Origin of the sequence: Ehrlichia chaffeensis str. Arkansas (assembly GCF_000013145.1) — a bacterium.
GTDB lineage: Bacteria > Pseudomonadota > Alphaproteobacteria > Rickettsiales > Anaplasmataceae > Ehrlichia > Ehrlichia chaffeensis.
Map to the genome: position 1 here is coordinate 551,262 of NC_007799.1, position 24,210 is coordinate 575,471.

16 protein-coding genes are annotated in these 24,210 nt (G+C 28.9%); 14 read left to right on the forward strand and 2 right to left on the reverse strand.

Features of this window, described 5'->3' with window-relative positions; all coding sequences use genetic code 11:
• Positions 1-346: 346 nt before the first annotated feature.
• Positions 347-922: a hypothetical protein gene (locus tag ECH_RS02305; protein ID WP_006010548.1), complete on the reverse strand. Its 576-nt coding sequence runs from the start codon at positions 920-922 to the stop codon at positions 347-349.
• An 881-nt stretch (positions 923-1,803) separates the two neighbouring features.
• On the opposite strand from ECH_RS02305, the gene ECH_RS02310 reads away from it, so the two are divergent.
• From ECH_RS02310 to rbfA, 13 genes are all read left to right on the forward strand, one after another.
• Positions 1,804-2,406: an NADH-quinone oxidoreductase subunit J gene (locus ECH_RS02310; protein WP_006010547.1), complete on the forward strand. Its 603-nt coding sequence runs from the start codon at positions 1,804-1,806 to the stop codon at positions 2,404-2,406.
• Complete coding sequence (gene nuoK, locus ECH_RS02315; protein WP_011452670.1) at positions 2,390-2,716, forward strand: NADH-quinone oxidoreductase subunit NuoK; 327 nt, start codon at positions 2,390-2,392, stop codon at positions 2,714-2,716. Before ECH_RS02310 ends, nuoK begins: the two co-directional genes overlap by 17 nt.
• 51 nt (positions 2,717-2,767) lie before the next feature.
• The gene (gene nuoL / locus ECH_RS02320) at positions 2,768-4,633 is read left to right on the forward strand and encodes an NADH-quinone oxidoreductase subunit L (RefSeq protein WP_011452671.1); all 1,866 of its coding nucleotides are present in this window, start codon (positions 2,768-2,770) and stop codon (positions 4,631-4,633) included.
• Between the two features lie 5 nt (positions 4,634-4,638).
• Entirely contained in the window at positions 4,639-6,090 is a 1,452-nt protein-coding gene (locus ECH_RS02325; protein WP_011452672.1) for a complex I subunit 4 family protein, read from the forward strand.
• 21 nt (positions 6,091-6,111) lie between these two features.
• Positions 6,112-7,521 (forward strand): NADH-quinone oxidoreductase subunit N, encoded by a 1,410-nt coding sequence (locus ECH_RS02330; RefSeq protein ID WP_011452673.1) that lies wholly within the window; start codon positions 6,112-6,114, stop codon positions 7,519-7,521.
• A 68-nt stretch (positions 7,522-7,589) separates the two neighbouring features.
• Positions 7,590-8,750: a 1-deoxy-D-xylulose-5-phosphate reductoisomerase gene (gene dxr / locus ECH_RS02335; protein ID WP_011452674.1), complete on the forward strand. Its 1,161-nt coding sequence runs from the start codon at positions 7,590-7,592 to the stop codon at positions 8,748-8,750.
• A 267-nt stretch (positions 8,751-9,017) separates the two neighbouring features.
• Positions 9,018-10,769 (forward strand): TRP75-related protein, encoded by a 1,752-nt coding sequence (locus tag ECH_RS02340; protein ID WP_011452675.1) that lies wholly within the window; start codon positions 9,018-9,020, stop codon positions 10,767-10,769.
• A gap of 72 nt (positions 10,770-10,841) precedes the next feature.
• Entirely contained in the window at positions 10,842-12,113 is a 1,272-nt protein-coding gene (gene ispG, locus ECH_RS02345) for a flavodoxin-dependent (E)-4-hydroxy-3-methylbut-2-enyl-diphosphate synthase (RefSeq protein WP_080502264.1), read from the forward strand.
• A gap of 21 nt (positions 12,114-12,134) precedes the next feature.
• The gene (tatC, locus tag ECH_RS02350) at positions 12,135-12,884 is read left to right on the forward strand and encodes a twin-arginine translocase subunit TatC (RefSeq protein ID WP_011452677.1); all 750 of its coding nucleotides are present in this window, start codon (positions 12,135-12,137) and stop codon (positions 12,882-12,884) included.
• Between the two features lie 76 nt (positions 12,885-12,960).
• Complete coding sequence (locus ECH_RS02355) at positions 12,961-16,059, forward strand: efflux RND transporter permease subunit (RefSeq protein WP_011452678.1); 3,099 nt, start codon at positions 12,961-12,963, stop codon at positions 16,057-16,059.
• 166 nt (positions 16,060-16,225) lie between these two features.
• Positions 16,226-17,779, forward strand: a complete 1,554-nt coding sequence (gene nusA, locus ECH_RS02360) for a transcription termination factor NusA (protein ID WP_011452679.1) — start codon at positions 16,226-16,228, stop codon at positions 17,777-17,779.
• Positions 17,780-17,803: 24 nt separating this feature from the next.
• Complete coding sequence (gene infB / locus ECH_RS02365) at positions 17,804-20,332, forward strand: translation initiation factor IF-2 (protein ID WP_044148381.1); 2,529 nt, start codon at positions 17,804-17,806, stop codon at positions 20,330-20,332.
• Positions 20,329-20,673, forward strand: a complete 345-nt coding sequence (gene rbfA, locus ECH_RS02370) for a 30S ribosome-binding factor RbfA (RefSeq protein WP_006010790.1) — start codon at positions 20,329-20,331, stop codon at positions 20,671-20,673. The genes infB and rbfA overlap by 4 nt, the downstream gene beginning before the upstream one ends.
• A 294-nt stretch (positions 20,674-20,967) precedes the next feature.
• On the opposite strand, the gene ECH_RS02375 is transcribed toward rbfA, so the two are convergent.
• The gene (locus ECH_RS02375) at positions 20,968-21,654 is read right to left on the reverse strand and encodes a TerC family protein (RefSeq protein WP_011452682.1); all 687 of its coding nucleotides are present in this window, start codon (positions 21,652-21,654) and stop codon (positions 20,968-20,970) included.
• A gap of 171 nt (positions 21,655-21,825) precedes the next feature.
• Between ECH_RS02375 and clpA the strand changes: the two genes are divergently transcribed.
• Entirely contained in the window at positions 21,826-24,105 is a 2,280-nt protein-coding gene (clpA, locus tag ECH_RS02380; protein WP_043881629.1) for an ATP-dependent Clp protease ATP-binding subunit ClpA, read from the forward strand.
• Positions 24,106-24,210: the final 105 nt, after the last annotated feature.

A 24,210-nucleotide genomic window follows, 5' to 3' on the forward strand; every position in this document is an offset into this window, starting at 1 on the left:
TATTATTATAGTCGAAATGCATAAGTCAATAAGTATTACTAATAATCTATAATTATTGAATTATGTAATAAAATGAAGATGATTTTTTGAAAAATAATTAATTCCAATAAAGTAAAACTATCATGTAATGTATCCATAAACTAAGATCTTAAAATAAAAATCTTTTACAATAGTTTAGTATACTTATTTATCAATTCAGAATAATACTTACCTTATATTAATTGACTATCTTGTTTAACATATTTATAAAAATCTACTTTAAGTATTGCTTTCAACGAACGCGAATATCTGATAAATTATTATTTAAATCGCATAACAATAGAAAAAACATGAGTACACAATGCTTTCAGAATCTCATAATAAATACATTCTCATTGGATACTGGATCTACTATAATGTGATCCAAATGTGTGGTGCTATATTCTCTATGAAACACTTCTCCGCTCATATTAAAAAAATCAAACCTATATGTACAAGAAGAATTGGTCCTAAAAGGAATTTTTATCCACTCCCGACTATTACGAAACAAGTTTATTGTGTGCTCTTCTGGTGATATCCCTGGAGTAGTTATTTCTCCACATGTTATTAATCTTCCGTCATTCAACATTAATCCAAGAGAATATATATTATGTAAAGAACCATGTTGAGCAACAAAACCTAAATATAACTCTTTACCTTGTGGATTTTTACCATACATAAAGAAAATGTCGTTTGCCAAAACTGCATTAGATATAAGGCAATGTTGGCCAAATTTTGCTTTATGTATCAAATGTACATAATCAGGATGAATATTAGGAACTGGAGTAATTATATTGATATTCTGATCTTTTGGAATGTACTCGTCTGATGACTTATCATAAATACATTCGTTCTCAGGTATTAAAGCAAGACCATTTTGTGTCAACAATGATATTAGTTTCATATAATTTTTTGATATAAATATATTAAATTTTAGTATATTAATATTCTACTACATTATAATTGACAAAATCAATTTTCCATACTAAAATTAAAGTTTTTACTAAAAAGTTACTACTACTACTTTCTATAAATACATGAAGTACTATGAATAACCTATTCTAATACAGTTATTATCATCAAGTTGATAAATCAGCTTCAATCTCACTAAACGTTATTTCGCAAATTGTTTCATATCAGAAGCTTAATATCAGTATAAAATATACAAACAATTATACAGTATGTACTGTAACCATTTTAAACCTAGTCACAATAGCACATACTAAAATTTATAACCTTTTTTCACAATAATACCTTAAAAAATCTTTTTATTTACTGATTTAATAATATCAAATATACGTCTGCATTTTGGATCACATTATAGTAGACCCAGTATCCAATGAGAATGTATTTATTATGAGATTCTGAAAGCATTGTATACTCATGTTTTTTCTATTGTTATGCGATTTAAATAATAATTTATCAGATATTCGCGTTAGTTGAAAGCAATACTTAAAGTAGATTTTTATAAATATGTTAAACAAGATAGTCAATTAATATAAGGTAAGTATTATTCTGAGTTGATAAATAAGTATACTAAACTATTGTAAAAGATTTTTATTTTAAGATCTTAGTTTATGGATACATTACATGATAGTTTTACTTTATTGGAATTAATTATTTTTCAAAAAATCATCTTCATTTTATTACATAATTCAATAATTATAGATTATTAGTAATACTTATTGACTTATGCATTTCGGCTGTAATAATAGTTTACTTCAATGTTTGATGTAGTTATACTCTTTTGTTGAATTTGTTAATTATTAACAGAATATAAATATAATGATTTATTTTTTGTTCCATTTTTTTGCAGTATTAATAGTATTATCTTCTATATCTGTAGTTTATGTCTCAAATCCTGTTTACTCTGTATTATTCTTAATTTTAACATTTTTTATATCTAGTACATTATTTATTTTATTGGGTGCAGAATTAATAGCAATGCTAGTTATAATAGTATATGTTGGAGCTGTAGCTGTACTTTTTTTATTTGTAGTTATGATGTTAGATATAAATTATTCAAGATTGAAAAGTGGCTTTACGAAGTATCTTGCTATAGGGTTATTATGTGGAATGATATTATTTGTTAATATAGTGTTTGTTATTAAGCAGTCTGCAACAACTGAATTAGTGACGGGATCTGTTTCTTATGTAAGTAATGTTATTGCTATTGGTAACTTAATATATACAAAGTATATGTATGTGTTTCATTTATCTGGGATACTACTTTTGATATCAATAATTGGGTCTTTAGTATTAACTTTGCGTACTAAAAATGGCAATGTATATAGGCAAAGTGTAGGTGCTCAAGTTAATAGATCATCTACTGTGAAATATGTGAATGTTAAAGTACGACAAGGAGTAGATTATGAAAATTCTAACTGAAGCTGGTATTACTTTAGATCATTTCCTTATTTTAGGTGCGATTTTATTTACTATTGGTGTGTCTGGGATTTTTATTAATCGCAAAAACATCATTACTATTCTTCTGTCAATAGAATTAATGTTGTTAGCAATCAATATCAATTTTACTGCTTTTTCAGTATACCTTGATAATATTTTAGGACAAGTCTTTGTTATGTTTATATTAACAGTTGCTGCTGCAGAATCTGCAGTGGGCTTAGCTATTATTGTAGTATATTTCAGAAATTGTGGAAATATTAATGTTGAAACAGCTAATAAGATGAAAGAGTAGAAAATTTTTTAGGTGCTTATTGACTAATCATAATTAATTAGGACAGGTTTTATGGTTAAAGTTGAACTATTATGTGTTTTTTTGCCTTTAATGGGTTCTATTTTTGCTAGTATGATGAATAATAGATTAATGTCTCAATTAGTTGCAACATCCTTAGTAGTTTGTGCATCATTATTGTCATGGTACTTATTTTTTAATTTTAAAGATAGTTATGTTATTACTTTATTTCCGTGGATTGAATTATATAAATTAAAAGTTAGTTGGTCATTGTATATAGATTCATTAAGTATGATTATGCTAATAATAGTTAATACAGTGTCAGCAGTAGTGCATATTTATTCAATGGGTTATATGTCTCATGATGTAGGTGTATCTAGATTCTTATCTTATGTGTCTCTATTTACATTTTTTATGTTGATTTTAATAACGAGTGATAATTTTGCTCAACTTTTTTTAGGTTGGGAAGGTGTAGGTTTATGTTCTTATTTATTGATTGGTTTTTGGTTTGAGAAAGCTTCAGCTACTAAAGCAGCAATGAAAGCTTTTATTATGAATAGGATAGGGGATTTTTTTTTCATATTAGGAATTGTAGCAGTATTTTGGGTATTTGGATCTTTAGAATTTAATAAGATATTTAACATGCTTGATTCAATATATGTTGAAGGTGTAGTTAATTTTTTTGGTTATCCGATACCTTATTTGGATATGATATGTTTATTGCTTTTTATTGGATGTATGGGTAAATCTGCACAAATTGGTTTGCATACATGGTTACCTGATGCAATGGAAGGTCCAACTCCTGCTTCAGCGTTGATTCATGCTGCAACTATGGTAACAGCAGGGGTATTTCTTGTTGCCAGATGTTCTCCATTATTTGAATTATCAGTTATGGCGCGCAACGTTATTTTGATTGTTGGTGCGTTTACCTGTTTATTTGCTGCAACTGTTGCTATTGTACAGAGTGATGTAAAAAAGATAATAGCATATTCTACTTGTAGTCAGTTAGGATATATGTTTATTGCATGTGGATTATCAGCATATAGTGTAGCCATATTTCATTTAATGACTCACGCTTTTTTTAAAGCTTTATTATTTTTGTGTGCAGGTAATATAATTCATGCTACACATGAACAAGATATCCATAAGGTGAATGCTTCTTGGCGTCAAATACCATTTACATATGTGTTAACTTGGATAGGGTCTTTAGCATTGGCAGGTATTTTTCCATTTGCTGGTTTCTATTCAAAGGATCTTATTATTGAAAGTAGCTATCATGTTAGTAAGATTGCCTTTATAATATGTAATTTGGTTGCCTTTTTAACAGCTTTTTATTCTTGGAGATTGATTATATTAGTTTTCCATAAAGTAAGATCAACAAGTCTTTCAATACATGAGTCAGGAAAAGTAATGCTTGTACCTTTATTGATATTAGCTATAGGTTCTATATTTTCTGGTATGTGGGGACAAAATTTATTACTGATTAATGATGTTGCATTTTGGAAAGGTAGTATAAAGATACATGAGCATGTAGAAGTGGGATTATTTGTAAAATTATTACCATTATTTTTAAGTATACTTGGAATAGTGTGTGCTTATTTAAAATATTTTTACAATTGTTTTGGTAATTTTTATTGTAATCGATTATTCAAATTTCTATATAATAAGTGGTATTTTGATGAGTTATATAATCTTATCTTTATAATACCTGTTAGATATATAGCGAGTTTCTTTTCTAAAGTAGTTGATAAAAAAATTATTGATTATTTTGGGTTAGGTGGTATTACTAAGATAGTAAATTGTTGCTCAAAGGGTAGTGTTAAGATACAAACTGGTTTTATTTTTGATTATGCATTTATTATGCTATTGGGTTTGATAAGTATTATCATGTGGTTAATTTATAATAATATAAGATTTTAAAGCATATGCTATTTTTGATGGTTTTATTACCAATATTGGGGTCATGTTTATTAGCAGTTAGTAATTTTAAGGCAAGTTCGTTATCTATAAGAGTAATTTCTTTATTATGTGCTGGAACTTCATTTTTTATAAATATTATTGTAGCTGTAAAGTTTGATTATTTATATAAAGGTTTTCAGTTTATACATAATCTGGCACCAGGTTTTGTAGTCGGTATAGATGGATTATCTTTGCCACTTCTATTATTAACAACTTTTTTATTTTTATTATCTGTTGTTTTTGCTTTATATAACATGCAATCAAATAATTTGCGCATATTTCTTGCTTTACTGCTGTTATTAGAAGGATTGACCGTAGGAGTGTTTGTTTCACTTGATATAGTAATGTTCTATATATTTTTTGAATCTGTTTTAATTCCAATGTTTTTCATTATAGGAATGTGGGGACATGAGGATAGGATATATGCTACGTTTAAGTTGTTTTTATATACTTTAAGTGGTTCTTTATTATTTTTAATAGCAATATTATATATATATTTCTTTTCTGGTAAAATAAGCGATATAGGACAGTTGACTTATATTTTATCAAATTATTTGAACCTTAAAGCACAGAAGTGGGTATGGATTGCATTTTTTATTTCGTTTGCGATAAAGATACCTGTTATACCTTTTCACACTTGGTTACCTGATGCTCATGTTCAAGCGCCTACAGTAGGATCTGTTTTATTGGCTGGTATTCTTATTAAAGTTGGTACATATGCATTACTACGGTTTTCTCTACCTATGCTACCAGAAGCTAGTATGTATTTTTCAAATTTTGTAATGATATTAAGCATCATAGGTGTAATTTATGCTTCATTAATATCTTTTGTTCAAACTAATATTAAGAAATTAATAGCATATTCTTCAATAGCTCATATGGGTTTTGTGACAGCAGGGATATTTTCTTTTAATGAATATGGAATATCAGGAGCTGTATTTCAAATGATTAGCCATGGGTTAGTGTCCGCAGCATTATTTATTTGTGTTGGTATACTTTATAATCGTACTCATACTTTAGAGATAGTAAGATATAGTGGATTAGCAAAAACAATGCCTAAATTTTCCATTATGTTTATATTTTTTTCGATGGCTTCGATTGCTTTACCTGGGACTTCAGGTTTTATAGGAGAATTTTTATCTATATTAGGAATTTTTCATTATTCTAAATTATTTTCAATCTTTATTACTATTGGAGTTATATTAGGTGCTTTATACATGCTGTTTTTATGTAAAAGAATAATCTGGAGTGTACAAAATTGTGATTTAATTAATTGTAATCTTAATAAAAATGAGTTATTTATTTTAGTGATTTTAGCTGCTTTTATATTATTATTTGGATTATATCCTTATTATATCTTATTAAAATGCTTAACTCCATTCATAGAGCAGTTGTCTTTAAGAAACTTTGTACTTTAGTAGCATTTGAGATTATTTATTATGTATTGGAATAATTTTGTTTATATAATACCAGAAATTTTTTTAGTTAGTTCATCTTTAATCTTCTTATTATTGGGGATTGTGCTGAATAAAAAAGTTATACATGTTTTTTCATTGGTTAGTTTATTAGTTACTATTGGTATTGTCATAATTAATTTAGATGTTGAACCAAAGCTAATTTTTGATGGACTTTTAAAATCTAGTTTGTATATTTCTATTGCAAAAATTATCATTTTATTTTCTAGCAGTAGTGTTCTATTCATGATGTTAGCATCTGGTAGGGAATATTGTTATGAATTTTCAATAATGATTTTGCTTGCGGTTTTTGGTTTAATTACTTTGATTTCTGCAAACAATTTACTTTCTTTTTATTTGTCATTTGAAATTCAAAGCGTGACTTTGTATGCATTAACATGTTTTGATAAAAATGCAATTAGATCTTCTGAATCAGGTATAAAATATTTTGTTTTAAGTGCGCTCTCTTCTTGTATAATGTTATATGGTATTTCTATGTTGTATGGTTATACAACACAAGTTGATTTTTATGAATTATACAATTTCTTTTCTTATAGTGAATATATACCTTTAGGTGCTGTTTTAGGTGTAGTACTGGTTTTGATTAGTATGTTCTTTAAATTATCAGCAGCCCCATTTCATATGTGGGTTCCTGATGTTTATCAAGGTACTTCAACTGTTATGACAGCATTTTTTTCTATAGTTCCAAAAAGTACGTTTGTATTTTTATTAATTAGAATATTAAATGAAGTATTGCCTAGTTTATCTAAAGACTGGCAACATATAGTGATTTGTGTATCAATATTATCTATATTTGTTTCAGCATTTGGAGCAATGAGACAAAATAATTTAAAAAGGTTATTTTCATATGCTGCTGTTGGGCATATGGGGTATATGTTAATTTCATTAGCAATGAATACTGTTGCTAGTAATATAGCTACAATAATGTATCTATTGTTATATATTGTTATGAATATAGGACTTTTTTCTATTTTAATACAATATCGTGATGATGATTGTAACCTATTAAATTTGAAAGGCTTACATAATAGGTCTCCGGTAATAGCATTTTGTATAGCTGTGATTATGCTATCTATGGCTGGAATACCACCTCTAGCTGGATTTTATGCTAAGTATGATGTGTTGTTAAGTTTGGTAGAAAATGGTTTTATAAAGGTTGCAATAGCTTTTGTTATTGTAAGTGTTATTTCATGCTATTATTATCTACGAATTATTAAGGTAATGTATTTTGATTTTAGTGATACTTCCAATAATATATCATTAGCAGACAGGAATTTGTCTTTCATTCTGTTGTTTACAGTGTTAATAAATTGTATATTTTTTGTATTTGTTGGTGATGTTAGGCGTTTAATAGGTTATTTTTTTACATTTTAATTTTTTTAATGGATAATAATCTGAATATTCGATATATAATGTAATAAATTTATTGAATATTAAAGCATGTGAAAACAGTTTCAATATTTGGCTCGACTGGTGCTATTGGTCAAATGATTATTGATATAATATTTGCTGACCTTGATAAGTATCAGGTAAAAGTATTAGTTGCAAAATCAAATGTTCAGTTATTAGCATTTCAGGCTAAGTTAATTAATGCAGAAAGGGTTGTTATTGCTAATGTTGATTTATATCAGGAGTTAAAAGATTTATTAGTTGGTACTAATATTAAAGTTAGTGCAGGGGATTCCGGAATGGTTATGGCTACATCTTTAGATGTGGATTATGCAATGATGGCTATTGTAGGGATGGCAGCGCTTATACCGATGACTTATTTAATTAATTCTGGTATTAAAGTTATTGCATTAGCAAATAAAGAGAGCATAGTCTGTGGGGGTACACTATTGCTTAGTTTAGCAAAAGAAAAAAATGTTAATATTGTTCCTGTAGATTCAGAGCATAATGCTATATATCAAATACTTTCTAGTAGTAAAAAAAATTTAGAAAAAATTACCTTAACTGCATCTGGTGGTCCATTGTTATCAATGGATTATGATCAAATAAAAAATGTTACAGTTCAGGATACGGTTAAGCATCCTATTTGGAAAATGGGAAAAAAAATCTCTGTTGATAGTGCAACCATGATTAATAAGTCTCTTGAAATTATAGAAGCTTATTATTTTTTTTCAATAAAAGCTGAGAAGTTAGATATAATCATACATCCTGAGTCTATAATACATGCAATAGTATCTTATGTAGATGGCGCATCTATTGCTTTCATGTCTGTGCCAGATATGAAGATTCCAATTATGTATACATTGTCCTGGCCCGATAGGTCAGCTATTTTATGTAAAAAACTAAATTTGGCATCATGTAATCAATTAACATTTATAAAGCCTGACGTTTATAAATTTCCTGGTATAAAGTTAGGGTTTGAAGTATTAAAAACGTCTAATGTTCATGCTAATAGCATTATTTTAAATGCTGCAAATGAAGTTGCTGTTGATGCTTTTTTAAATAAGAAGATAAGATTTCTTGATATTGTAAGTGTGGTATGTGAGACGTTAAACTTAGTCAATTATGGACGCATTAATTCTCTATCAAGTATTCTTGATTGTGATCTGGTAAGTAGAAGAGTAGCAAGTAGTGCTATTGATAAGTTATATTAATATATTAAATTATTTACTATATTGTGTAATTAGTGTATTATCCTTTCTACTTGATTGTTGGGTTAAATGTGTATTTTTCAGTTGTTATAGTTAGTATTGTTACTGCTTAATAGTATTTGATTTTTAAAAAATTGTTAACTAGTAAAATTCGATTTCTTTTAAATAGTTATATATTTGTTTTGATATTGTTAAATAATGCGTTTACTTAACATAGTGTATTTAGTATAAATATATTAAAGCAAATAAACCATGTATTATAGGTGTTAGATGTTTAGACGTAATATCTTGAATGTACTGTTGGTATTGATTTTCTGTTTTGTTATTTCGTGTTCAAATAAGAGTAGATATCAGTTTAGTAAGAAATATTCTCCAGTTTATAATCCTGATGGTGAAGCTTTTGATAGTGATGTGGGGTTTTCTCGTGCTTACTCAATTTATAAAGAACGTAGAAATGCACTGGTTTCAGGTATTGATGAAAGCAGTAAGAAAGTTAGTGTAAGACGTAAAGTAAAGCCAAAAGTTCAAGTTAGAGATGTTGACTTGTTAAAGGAATATGGGGATCTTTTAAAAGAGGAAAACTGTGATTTAATGGTAGATGGTAATGGCGTTAATTTAGTTGATGTTGCAGGTGCTAAGTTTATTGATCCTATAGAAAATGATGATGATGTTATAGATCACGATAATAGACATGTTGATGTGAAAAGTTCAGTGGTCAAAACTAAAGATAAGAATAAGTTACAAGATGTTAAGGATAACAAACCTAGTGATGTTAAGCTTCCAGTAATTAAAGCTGAAGATAAAAATAAGTTACAAGATGTTAAGGATAACAAACCTAGTGATGTTAAGCTTCCGGTAATTAAAGCTGAAGATAAGAGTAAGCTGCGAGATGTTAAGGATAACAAATCTACTGATGTTAAGCTTCCGGTAGTTAAAGCTGAAGATAAGAATAAGTTACAAGATGTTAAGGATAATAAACCTAGTGATGTTAAGCTTCCAGTAATTAAAGCTGAAGATAAGAGTAAGCTGCGAGATGTTAAGGATAACAAATCTACTGATGTTAAGCTTCCGGTAGTTAAAGCTGAAGATAAGAATAAGTTACAAGATGTTAAGGATAATAAACCTAGTGATGTTAAGCTTCCGGTAGTTAAAGCTGAAGATAAGAATAAGTTACAAGATGTTAAGGATAATAAACCTAGTGATGTTAAGCTTCCAGTAATTAAAGCTGAAGATAAGAATAAGTTACAAGATGTTAAGGATAACAAACCTAGTGATGTTAAGCTTCCAGTAGTTAAAGCTGAAGATAAGAGTAAGCTGCGAGATGTTAAAGATAACAAACCTAGTGATGTTAAGCTTCCGGTAATTAAAGCTGAAGATAAGAGTAAGCTACAAGATGTTAAAGATAACAAACCTAGTGATGTTAAGCTTCCGGTAATTAAAGCTGAAGATAAGAGTAAGCTGCGAGATGTTAAAGATAACAAACCTAGTGATGTTAAGCTTCCAGTAGTTGAGAATATGATTATTGATACATCTAAGTTAAATGATGATGGTGATCATAAGGCTGACAAGAAAGAAAAAGGGTTACGTTCATTATTAAAATTTACAAAAATAGAAAATGATAGTAAGGGTTCTGATAATAATGTCGCAGGTAATATTGCTAATGATAGTGAGGAGCCTACGTTCTCTCAACCTAAAAGTGATGTAGAATCTCCTAAACAAGTATCTGAGAGTGATGAACAAAAAAATAGTCATAAAGCTGTACACTTTCTATCATTCTTAAACGAGCCAAGTGAAGATCAAAATGATACGACAGAAGAACTACAAAATACAGAAGATAAAAAAGATAATTTACTAGAAGAGAATGTTAAAATATCTGAAAAGGATGATCAACAAGTAGTAATATCTATAGAAGAGGAAAATCAGATGTTATTACAAAGTATTAAGAAGATGAAAGAATATGATGAAGATTATAGTATTACGTATTATTATGATGATGATGGTATGGCGTACTATGAAGACTAGAATACATTTTTAGGTAGATTTGTTAGGGTTAACTGTATATAATTTTGCTTTGATACAAGGTTATGTTTTTGTATGCAATGTGAGATTGTAGATAGAATTTTAAATGAAGATGGGTTGTTTAATTGTATTGCAAATAAAAATAAAATAACCTATGAAGTGAAAGTTGGTGATGTAGTAATTGGTGGCAACAATCCTGTAGTAGTGCAGTCAATGGCGTTAGGCGGATCTGGAGATGTGTATAAAGATGCACATGAGGTTTTAGAGTTAGCGCAAGCTGGATCTGAATTGGTAAGAGTTGCAGTTAATTCAGAACAAGCTATGAAAAATGTTCCGTATATAAGAGATGTATTGGTAGATCATGGCTTTAGTGCTAAGATGATAATAGGATGTGGACAATATGAAATTGCTAGATTGGTAAATGAGTATCCTGATTGTGCAGCTGCTTTAGGAAAAATACGTATTAATCCAGGAAATGTTGGTTTTGGAAATAAACGGGATAAGAATTTTGAAGATATTGTTGAGTTTGCAATAAAACATGATATCCCTATCAGAATAGGTGTAAATTGGGGGAGTTTAGATAAGTATTTAGCTTCAAAATTAATGAATGATAATGCATTACTTATCAACCCTAAGCCAGATTATATAGTTTTGCAGAAAGCATTGGTAATTTCTGCTATAACAAGTGCTAAACGTGCAGAAGAAATTGGCTTATCTAAAAATAAGATAGTTATATCTTGTAAAACAAGTAAAATACAAGATTTAATACCTGTTTATACAGTATTGTCAAATGTATGTAATTATCCATTACATTTAGGGTTGACAGAAGCAGGGTCTGGTACAAAAGGAATGGTTAGCAGTGCTGCAGGAATATCTTACTTATTGTTAAATGGTATAGGAGATACTATACGTGTTTCCTTAACTCAACAACCTGGTGAAGCAAGAAGTATTGAAGTCAAGTTATGTCAAGAAATTTTGCAAAGTATAGGTTTAAGAAATTTTTCTGCGCAGGTAACTTCATGTCCAGGTTGTAATAGAACTAATCCTAAGTATTTTCACCAATTAGCTAAAGATATTAATGATTATATAAAGCAACGTATGCCTGTGTGGAGAAATGATAATCCCGGATCTGAAAATATGACTGTAGCAGTAATGGGTTGTATAGTCAATGGTCCAGGTGAAAGTAAACACGCAAATTTAGGTATTAGTCTTCCTGGCTATGGTGAGAGGCCTGTAGCTGCAGTGTATCAGAATGGAGAGAAGTTGTGTACTTTAGAAGGCGGTAATATCTTTGAACAATTTGTATCAATTATCGAAAATTATGTTAATGTTTATTACAAACAATAGTAAAAAAGGTAATCTATAATTATGGAATCTACAACTGGCGAAATGTTATTTTTTAAGCATTTTGAAGAATTGAGATATAGAGTATTTTTTTGTTTTGCATTTTTTTGTATCATGTTTGGTGTATGTTACTTCTTTTCTGAAAGAATATATAACTTTTTATTAATTCCTTTAATAGATCTAGAAGGTGCTAATTCTGAATTTTCCCTAATATATACTGATTTAACAGAGGCATTTTTTGTATATTTAAAAGTTGCTACTATGGCTGCTTTATTGGGTTCTTTTCCTGTTTTTGCATGGCAATTTTATATGTTTTTAGCTCCAGGGTTATATAAAAAGGAAAAGTTGATATTATTACCGTATTTGATAGCGACACCAGTGCTTTTTATTCTTGGAGCTGCAATGGTGTATTATTATATATTTCCTTTAGCTTGGAGATTTTTTATTGCATTTGAAAATAGAGATGCTTCAATGGGCGTACCAATAGAATTCATGCCATCAGTAAGTGAATATTTAGATTTAGTATTGCAGCTAATGTTTGCATTTGGAGTAGCATTTCAAATTCCTATATTTTTAACATTAATGTCTAGGATTGGTATAGTATCTGCAAAAGGTTTGTCACGAAAGCGAAGAGTAGCAATTGTAGTTATTTTTATTCTTGCTGCTATACTGACACCACCTGATGTGTTAAGCCAAATAGGATTAGCAATACCTATGTTATTATTGTATGAAGCATCAATACTAGCTTGTAAATATATTGAACGTTCTAAATGATGTTTTGTTACTTGTAGAAATGTTTTTTATGTGTCATGGTATTGTATAATATATTAATTATAGTAAGTATAAAGTAATGAGAAAGATTGCTGAGATATTCTTACAAAGGAATAGAGTATCGATATTTCTGTTGATGGTTATATTGATATTTGGTTGTTATTCTTATTTTTATATTCCCAAAGAAAAGAATCCTGAAATTAAAAAACCTATTTTATCTATTCATACTACATTGCAAGGGATGTCATCTGAAGATGTAGAGAAATTTTTAGTGTATCCTATTGAACAAGAGATAAAATCTGTGAAGGGTATTAGTAGAATTACTTCGATGGCTAAAAACGGCTATGCAAATGTAATATTAGAATTTAGTGCAGGATTTAACCATAGAGAAGCTTTAGAAAATGTAAGATCAAAAGTGGATGTGATACGTGCTAAATTGCCTCAAGAAGCAACCTTTCCTATAATAAATGAAGAGAATTTTAGCTTATTTCCAGTGTTAAGTATAGCTTTAGTTAGTGATTTACCTAACAGGACATTGTTTAAAGTTGCAAGTGATTTGCAATCTAGATTGGAAAGTTTACCTAATATAGAAAGTGTTAAGATTATTGGAAATAGTAAAGATATTATTGAGATAAATATTTCTCCTGGTGTTATTAATAGCTATAACTTGCAAATGCAAGATGTGATAATGGCTGTATTGAATAATAATCAGTTTCTGAATATTGGAAATTTGGACTCTACAGTTGGTAAATATACACTGCATTTGTCAGGTATTTTAAAGAATATAGAGGACATTATGAATATACCAGTAAAAACTGATGGTTATTCTGTTGTAACTGTAGGTGATATTGCTACTATAAAGCCAATTTATCAAGATAATAAGGAATTTGTTCGAGTAAATAATCAGCCATGTTTAGTTCTAGAAATATCAAAGCAAACTGGTAAGAATATTATTGAGACTATCTCTCAAGTAAAAGAACTTATGAATAATCTCAAAAATATATTGCCAAACAATTTATCAGTTATTTATCTTCAAGATGAATCGGAAGAGATATCGAATGTTTTAAATGAATTACAGAATTCTATTTTAATTTCAGTTTTATTAGTTGTGATAATTATGATGGTATTTATGGGAACTAAGACTGCATTGTTAGTTGCCGTATCAATACCTGGGTCTTTCTTGTTTGGTATTATCATTATGTATTTATTAGGGTATACCTTAAATATAGTAATTTTATTTTCTTTGATTATGGCTGTTGGAATGCTTGTTGATGATGCCATAGTTGTTACTGAGTATGCAGATAGAAAAATGATAGGTGGTTTGAATAAAATGGAAGCTTTTAAGCAAGCTGCACATGATATGTTTTGGCCAGTTGCATCGGCTACTTTAACAAAATTAGTAGTATATATTCCATTGTTGTTTTGGCCTGGCACTACTGGGGAATTTATGAAGTATATTCCTATTGCATTAATCACAACTTTAAGTGGTTCGTGGATTATGGCTTTGATTTTTATTCCAGTTTTAGGATCTCTTATTGGAATGCCATCAGTGACTGATAAAAAAAGTGTAGCAGAAATTATAGCGATAAATACTGGTGATTTTGTACATTTGGGTAGATTTACCAGAGGTTATAGTAGAATTTTAAATAATGTACTTAATCATCCTAAAAAATTTGTTTGTGTAATAGTTAGCATATTGTTTTTCTCTACGTTTGGATATTTTATGGTTGGTCCGGGTGTAGAGTTTTTTCCAAATATTGAATCAGAAAGAATGCTTATCACTATAAGATCAAATAATAATTTATCTGTCCATGAAAGGAATGACATATTGCGAGAAGTTGAACAACGGATTTCTGATATAGGTGGGATAAAATTTTTTTATGTAAAAGCTGGTCTGTTTGAGTATTCATTGGATGTCGATAATGTTATTGGAAAAATTCAGGTGGAATTAAAAAAATGCTCTATTTGTAGGAAGTCTGACAAAATATTAAATGAGATAAGAAATAAGCTACAAGATGTGAAAGGTGTTATTATAAATATTGTGGAAGAAAGAATGAAACCAGTCACTGGTAAGCCAATACGTATTGATATTAGTTCACGTAATGTAAATAAGATTAATGATACAACGGATAAGATAATATCTATTATGAATAATTCTTTAGGATTTGAAAATGTTACAGACAATAGATCATCTTTAGAAATAGAGTGGAAAATTGATATTGATAAAAACAAGGCAATGAGATCTGGGGTTGATATTTCTATACTTAGCAAATTTATAAAAATGATAGCTGGAGGAGTATTATTAAATAGGTATCACCCAGATAATATTAATGATGAAGTAGATATTATTCTCAGATTTCCTAAGGAATATCGTAATTTAAATACGTTGAGTAATCTGTTTGTTAATACTTTACATGGATATACTGCTGTTAGTGATTTTATTATTCATAAAGCTCAACGTAAAGAAGGTGGAATAAATCATATTAATGGTATAAGAACAGTAAGTATTATGGCTGATTTATCTCAAGGGTATTTATTAGAAAAGATGATCAATTTTTTAAATCAAAAATTTAAAGAGGAATTAGATTCAGAGGTATTGGTTGAAATAAAAGGAGAAATAAAAGATCAAGAAGAATCACAAAAATTTTTAATTAAAGCATTTGTTATAATAGTAGTACTTATTATGTTGGTTCTAATTACTGAGTTTAACAGTATTTATAATACATTAATTATTATGACAGCTATTTTTCTATCAACTACTTGTATATTTTTTGGATTTTTTATCACAAGTCATGTTTTTTCTGTAGTTATGGGAGGAGTAGGTATTATTGTATTGGCTGGTGTAATAGTAAATAATAATATTCTGCTTCTTGATGCCTTTTATATTAATATGAATACTATATGTAATAAAAAAGAAGCTATAGTAAGAGCAGCTTTATCTAGAGTTAGGCCAATATTATTGACAGTTGTTACTGGGATTATTGGATTGGTTCCTATGATGTTACGTGTAAGTTTTGATTTTATTAATCGGCAAGTTATTTATAATTCACCGTCAAGCCAGCTTTGGTTTGAATTATCTTATACTATAGCTATTGGTTTATGTTTAGCTACTGTGATTACTTTATTTTTTACTCCTGCGTTGCTTATGATAGGGAAATATAATAAAATTAACAAATGAACTTACGAGGTGTATAGTAAGTTTAGTGTAAGGAGAAATTACTTGACTTGAATAGTAGTTATAATATAAACTCCTACCGCGGTTTTATCTGAATATGTGTCATTTTTAAATAATCAGGTGCACTAAATCTTAGTTTTTTGTACATAGGTTTTTACTAAGGGTTTTTATGGTTAATCTACAAAATTTTGATAACTTAGAGTTAATAAGGGTGGCTAAGGATATTGCTGATCAGAAAGGCTTGAATTTGGATGTTATAATAAGAGCTATAGAGGAAGCTATCCAACTAACTAGTCGTAGTAGATATGGGAATTGTAAGATTAAAGTTACAGTGGATAAAAAAACTGGTGTAGTAGCTACTTATAGGCAAGTATTAGTTATCAATAATAATGGTGATATTAGTGTTCCTGAAGGCAAAGAAAATGAGATAGATTTTTCTGATGTAAGCAAATATAAATTGATTACTTTAGCAGAAGCTAAACAAATTGATAAAAATGTTGAAGTTGGTGATATAATGCTTGAGCCTCTCCCTGTTATTGATCTTGATTATAGTTCTGCTAAGATTGCAAAGCAAAAGATTGCTCAAGTTATTATTTCAGAAGAGCGTAAGAAACAGTATGAAGATTTTAAGGATCGTGTAGGTGATATTGTTTATGGTACTGCTAAGCGTATAGAATATAATAATGTTATTGTAGATCTAAATGGAAATGAAGGTTATTTATCAGCTTCAAATTTGATAAAAGGAGAGGTATTTCGTGTGGGTGATAGAGTAAAAGCTCACATAGAAGATGTAAGAAAGGAAAATTCAGGACCTCAGATATTTCTTTCAAGAATCAATAAAGGATTCATGGAGCAATTATTCAAGCAGGAAATCCCAGAAATATATGATGGAATAGTTACAATTAAGGCAATAGCTAGGGATCCAGGTTCAAGGTCGAAGGTTGCGGTTTTTTCTTCTGATAAAAATATTGATCCAGTAGGTGCATGTGTTGGTGCAAGAGGTGTAAGAATTCAGGGTATTATTTCTGAATTACATGGAGAGAAGATTGATGTGATTTTATATTCTCCAGAACTTGCTAAATTTATAGTTAATGCTATAGCTCCTGCAGAAGTTTTAAAAGTCATTATTGATGAAGATAAGGAAAAAGTAGAGTTAATTATTCCTGAAAATCAACTAAGTTTAGCAATTGGTAGGTATGGGCAGAATATCAGATTAGCATCTGAGTTGGTTGGTTGGAAAATAAATGTAATAGGAGATGAAACTGAATCAAGTAGAAAAGCGAAAGAATTGAGTGCAGGTTCAAAAATATTTGTTGAAGGATTGGATGTTGAAGAAATAATAGGGCAATTGTTATTTACTGAGGGGTTTGTTAGTATTGAAGATATAGATCAAGCATCTGTTAGTGATATTTCTGCAATAGATGGGTTCAATGAGGAAATTGCAGAGGAATTAAAAAGTAGAGCAGCTGATTATTTAGTGCGTAAAGATGCTGAAATGAAACAGATTTTAGATAATTTATCTGTTGATAAGGATGTTACTATGTTACCATTTTTAAGGCCGAGTGATATTATAGCGTTGTCGAAAAATGGTATCAACAGTCTTGAAGATATTGCTGGATTGTGTACAGATGAGTTTTTTGATATTATTCCTGATATTGCATTGACTAAGGATCAAGTAGACTCTGTTATATTAGAGTCTCGTAAGAAAATAGGATGGTTATAACTTTTGTTTTTTGGGTAGTTGTCTATGAATGAGTCTAAAAGTGTTGTAGATAGTGGGTTGATGTCAGGTAAAATTGAACGTACAACACTCAAGCTTAGTGATAAGTTAAAACTGTCTTCAAATATACATCAAGGTACAAAGTTTTCTTTAAAGAAGTCTGTGACCACTGTAGAAGTTCGTAAAAGTAAAAAAAGGAAAGATATTAATAATATTGAACAAGCTTCTGTAGTATTGCAAAATGATAATGCTTACCAGGATAATGAAAGTAATAATTCCTTAACTATACAAGAGCAAATTTCTCGTATGAATGCTCTACAGAATGCTAATATATGTGAAAAAAAGGAAGATATCAAAGAAGATACAAGTGATGTTAATCTTCAAGTAACAGAGTCAACATCTGTTGAAAAAAGTGAAAGTGATGATGTTACTCTTGAGGAAGAGAGTAGTAAAAAAGTTGAAGAGCAGGTAGTTGAAGAGGCTCATGATAATACTGATACTGTATCTTTGAATGTTGTTGAAAATGTACAAGAAGAGAGTCAGGTAGATAACCAAGTTGAAAGCAGTAATATAAGTGATATATTGCAGCCTAAAGGCATTGAAGAGAAAAAACTTAAAAAGTATGAAAAAGAGCATGAAGAAAAGAAAGGAAATCCTAAGAAAGGGGTTTCTAATAATATGTATAGTAAGCATGTAAAATTAGTAATAGAAGAGGAATTAGAAGATAATAATAAGCAGGTTATTCAAACACATAAAAGTAGGAAGAATCGTTCTACTAGTTCTGTAAAGAATAAAATTACTCGCAAGGTTCTTATACCTAAGAAGATTACTGTACAGGAGTTAGCGAGTAGTATGTCTGAACGAGTAAAAGATGTACAACATATGTTATTTCAAATGGGGAGACGTGATATTAAGCCAACAGATTTTTTAGATTCAGATCATGCTTCTGTTATTGTAGAAGCTTTTAATCATACTTTTAAATTAGTGAATGATGGTAAATTAGAAGAAGATTTATATGCTGATGGTAATGATAAGGAATTACTTCCTAGAGCACCAGTTGTAACTGTTATGGGGCATGTAGACCATGGAAAAACTTCATTACTTGATGCTATACGCAAATCAAATGTTGCAGATGGGGAATTTAAAGGCATTACACAACATATAGGTGCATATCAAATAATGCTTGATGGCGATAAGAGAATTACTTTTATTGATACACCAGGTCATGAGGCGTTTACTGCTATGAGAGCATGTGGTACCAATGTTACTGATATAGTAGTATTAGTTGTTGCTGCTGATGATGGTATTATGCCTCAAACTATTGAATCAATTAATCATGTAAAAGCAGCTAATGTAGCGATGATAGTTGCAGTTAATAAAATTGATAAGCATGATGCTAATATTGATAAAATTACTAATAGTTTGCTTAATCATGGAGTAGTTGCAGAGAGTTTAGGTGGGGATGTTATTGTAGTTCCTGTATCTGCTAAGGAAAGGATAAATTTAGATCAATTGAAGTCAAGTATATTATTAATGGCAGAGTTATTAGAGTTGAAAGCTGTTTATGATACTAGAGCATCTGGAGTAGTAATTGAATCAAAAGTTGATAGAAATTGTGGGGTGGTAGCAACTTTAATAGTACAAAAAGGGACATTAAAAGCTGGTGATATTATTGTTGTTGGTCATAATTCATATGGTAAAGTGCGTAATATGTTTAATAGTGATGGAAGAAGTGAAAAAGTTGCTATTCCGTCAATGCCAGTAAAAGTGTTAGGGTTAAATAATGTACCTAACTCTGGAACTAATTTTATTGTTGTGGATTCTGAAAAGCAGGCACGTGAGTTGATTAGTTATAGACAAGAGTTATTTAATGCAGAATTAGAAGCAAATGCAAAACCAAAAATGGATGCTAATAGCATATTAGCTTGTGGTGTGGTTGATGAGTTAAATGTGATTTTGAAGTGTGATGTTATGGGGTCTGTTGAAGCAATATGTTATTCAATCAGTAAAATAACTCATGAGGATATAAAGTTGAATGTTTTATATAAGGGTGTAGGGAACGTTACAAAGTCAGATGTGTTATTGGCTGAAACATCGAATTCTATAATTTTAGCTTTTAATGTCAAAACAGATGCTTCAGTAAAAGAATTGGCAAAGCAGAAGTGTATTGAAATAAAGCATTATTCAGTTATATACGATATAATTGATGATGTAAAAAAGATATTAAGTAGTATGTTAAAACCATTACAGCAAGAAGTGCAAGTTGGTACTTTATCTATAAGAAAAGTGTTTTCTTCTGGAAGTATAGGAAGTGTACTTGGATGTTATGTGACAAATGGAATAGTTAGGAAAGGTGCTTTAGTAAAATTGATTCGTAATAATAATGTTATTCATGAAGGGAAAATTAAGGTTTTACGTCGTTTTAAAGATGATGTAAAAGAAGTCGCTGCTGGGTTTGAATGTGGTATTTTGTTAGATTATTCAAAAGAAATATATCCAGAAAGTGATATAATTCATATATTAGAGATAGTAGAAGAAATTAGAGTTATTAAATGATTTATAAATCTGAAAGTTTTAGGAATTTAAAAGTTGCTTCAGTATTGAATAGGGCGATATCTAGAGTATTAATGCAAGATATTTGTTTGTTTAATAGTCATATAACTATATCTAAAGTAGAAGTGAGTAGTGATATAAGAGATGCTACTGTTTTTGTTATAATTTCTCAAGAATGTTCAGATAAAGAAGCGCTTATAAAAGAATTAAATGACTCTTCTTATTTTATTAGAAAAGCAATATTTTCTTACGTAGATCTTAGGTATATACCTAGATTATATTTTAAGCTAGATTATTGTTTTGATAATTTGGTTAGAGTAAATCAAATACTAGAATCTAAGTAATGCATTCTGCTGCTGCAGGTATTAAAAGCAATATATTAGAATATAGTAAAAAAGAATACTATTATATTCATTGTTTTACTTTTTTTTCCTATTATATTTATTCCTTCAGTAATTATAGAAAAAGCAGACTCTTAAGTAGATCTTAGGTATATGCCTAGATATGTTTTTAGCGACGAGATTATTGTTTTAATATTTTGTTAGAGTAAATCAAATACTAGAATCTAAGTAATGCATTCTGCTGCTGCAGGTATTAAAAGCAATGTATTAGAATATTAAAGAATACTATTATATTTATTATTTTACTTTTTTTCTTATTATATTTATCCCTTCAGTAATTATAGAAAAAGCAAACGTAAAGTATAGGTAGTTGTGTGATACTTTAATGTGTATTCCATTTAGTGTTAAGAGTATGCCTAATACTAATACAAACATAATGGCTATAGTTTTAATATTACTATATGTGGTAATTGCTTTTATGATGTAATGTGAAAACAAAATTGTAGATATGATAGAAACAACAAATACTATTTGAATAATAAGAATGTTATGTGTAATTCCTATGGCAGTTAGTATTGAATCTATAGAGAATATTAAGTCTACTATTATTATTTGTAGTATTACATAATAAAAATTTGATTTTAAGTTATGAATTTTACCATTTTTCTTAAAAATATCGTTCCATATTTCAGATAAGCTTTGATAAATTAAAAATATTCCTCCAAATACCATAAATAAATTATTAGGAGAAATATCAAGTTGAAATAATGAAATAATAGGATTATTCATAGCTAGTATAGCTGATGCTCCATATAATACAGCAATACGCATTATTAATGCTAATGATAACCCTATATATTTTGCTTTATTACGTAGTTCAGGTAATATTTTTGTGACAGCAAGTGAGATAAAAATTATATTATCTACTCCTAAAATTATTTCTAATATCAATAATGTAAAAAATTGAGTTATATAACTTTCCATATCTGATGCTTTATAGGATGTTAATGTTGTATATATTATATGTTATTTAATGCATATAATATTAAAAATGTATTGAATATTATTGATCCTGTAATGCTTATATTTTTATTTTCAACTTATTTTTAATTCTTAGGTGGTAGAGTTTTTTAAATTATGAAATTGGAGATGTCAGTGTTATCAAAGAATCTAGAAGCTAGTTTACACAAGGCACTGTCAATTGCATTTGATTTTCATCATGAGTATGCTACTTTGGAACATCTTTTATTAGCTTTAACTGATGATATAGATGCAAGGCGTGTTTTTTATGCTTTTCGTGTATCAATTGATAAACTGAAAATTACAATTATAAATTTTCTGAGATATGAAATACCTACTTTAATTGATAAGGGTATTTCAGAAGTTAAGCCTACTGCTATTTTTGAACGCTTAATACATAGAGCTATTATACATGCTCATACTTCTGGTAAGAGTGAGGTAACAGGTGCAAATATTCTTGCTGAAATTTTATCAGAAAAGGATTCTTATAGTGCATGTTTTTTACATGAACAAAATATAAAATACATAGATGTTGTAAATTATACTTCTAATAATAATTTATATGCTGGTGAGTTTAATGTAGATCAGGAATTTGTAAAATATAACGAGTATGGAAAATCGATAGGTAACGTAAATAAAGATATATTGAAGGATAATGAAACTCTAGATAGCTATTGTGTTAATTTAAATGAAGCAGCAAAAAAAGGAAAAATAGATTATGTAATAGGAAGAGCATATGAATTAGAGAGAACAATGGAGGTTCTATTAAGGAGAAGGAAAAATAACCCATTATACGTTGGTGATCCTGGAGTTGGAAAAACTGCGATTGTTGAAGGATTAGCATTAAAAATTATAGAAGGTGATGTACCAGATCAGTTAAAAAAAATGGTAATATATTCTTTAGATATGGGTGCATTATTAGCTGGAACACGCTATCGTGGAGATTTTGAAGAGAGAATAAAATCTGTTATTAAGGCAATAGAAGCAAAGGAAAATGCAATATTGTTTATTGATGAAATTCATACGATTGTTGGGGCTGGATCTACTAGTGGTGGATCTCTTGATGCAAGTAATTTATTAAAGCCTGCTTTAGCTAGAGGGACATTAAGATGTATAGGTGCTACTACTTATAAAGAATATAATAATAATTTTGAAAAGGATAGAGCACTAGCTAGAAGATATCAAAAAATTAATGTTGAGGAGTCATCAGTTGGTGAAACATTAAGGATATTAGATGGAATAAAATCTTATTATGAATCACATCATCAAGTTAGGTATACTAATCAAGCAATTAAATATGCTGCAGAATTATCGGACAGGTATATTTCAGGAAAAATGCTTCCAGATAAAGCTGTAGATGTTATAGATGAAGCAGGTGTATATTGTAAATTGCATAACACTGGTAATAAAGTTATTACTGGAAGTGATATTGAGCATATAATTTCTAGGATTACTGAAATACCATGTAGTAACTTGTTGTTTAATGATTTGGATAGAGTAAAAAATTTAGAAGAAAATCTAAAAAAAGATATATTTGGTCAAGATTTTGCAATTTCTCATCTTGTAGATTCGATTAAAATTGCCAAAGCAGGGCTTAGAAATTATAACAAACCTTTAGCAAGTTATTTATTTTCTGGGCCAACTGGAGTAGGTAAGACTGAATTGGCGAGGCAGTTAGCAAATCATATGGGTATGAAATTAATAAGATTTGATATGTCTGAATATATGGAATCTCATGCAATTTCTAAAATTATAGGGTCTCCTCCAGGTTATGTAGGATATGATCAAGGAGGATTATTAACTGATTCTATTTCAAGACATCAGTATAGTGTATTGTTACTTGATGAAATAGAAAAGGCTCACAGTGATATATATAATATATTACTACAGATAATGGATTATGGGTGTGTTACTGATACTTATGGTAAAAAGGTTAATTTTCATAATGTAGTAATTATATTAACAACTAATGCTGGTGCTTTTGAGTTAAGTAAAAGTTCTATAGGATTTATTAGAAATAAAAGTTTTACTCATGGAGATAATGAAAAAGCAATTGAAAGGATCTTTAGTCCAGAATTTCGCAATAGGTTGGATGCTATAATTTCATTTTCATCTTTAGATCAAGAAGTGATGTTACGTATAGTTAAAAAGTTTATTTATCAGCTTAAAGAGCAATTAGCAAAGAAAAATGTGCATATAGATGTAGCTGATGATGTGTTAATGTATTTAGCTCAGTCTGGTTATAATGATGCTTATGGTGTAAGAAATATAGAAAATATTATTTCTAAAAAAGTTAAGAAGTATTTAGCAGAAGAGATATTATTTGGTAAATTATTTAATGGTGGAAATGTAAAAATCAAACTTGATGCTGATACTAATAAGTTAGTGTATGATTTTTGTTGTGCAGAAGCATAAATTTAATATATTAAAGATATTGCTTAAATATAAAATATATATTAAAAGTAATGTATTATCTATATCAATGAACTTTATTTTATAAGTGCTATTTTTATAAATATT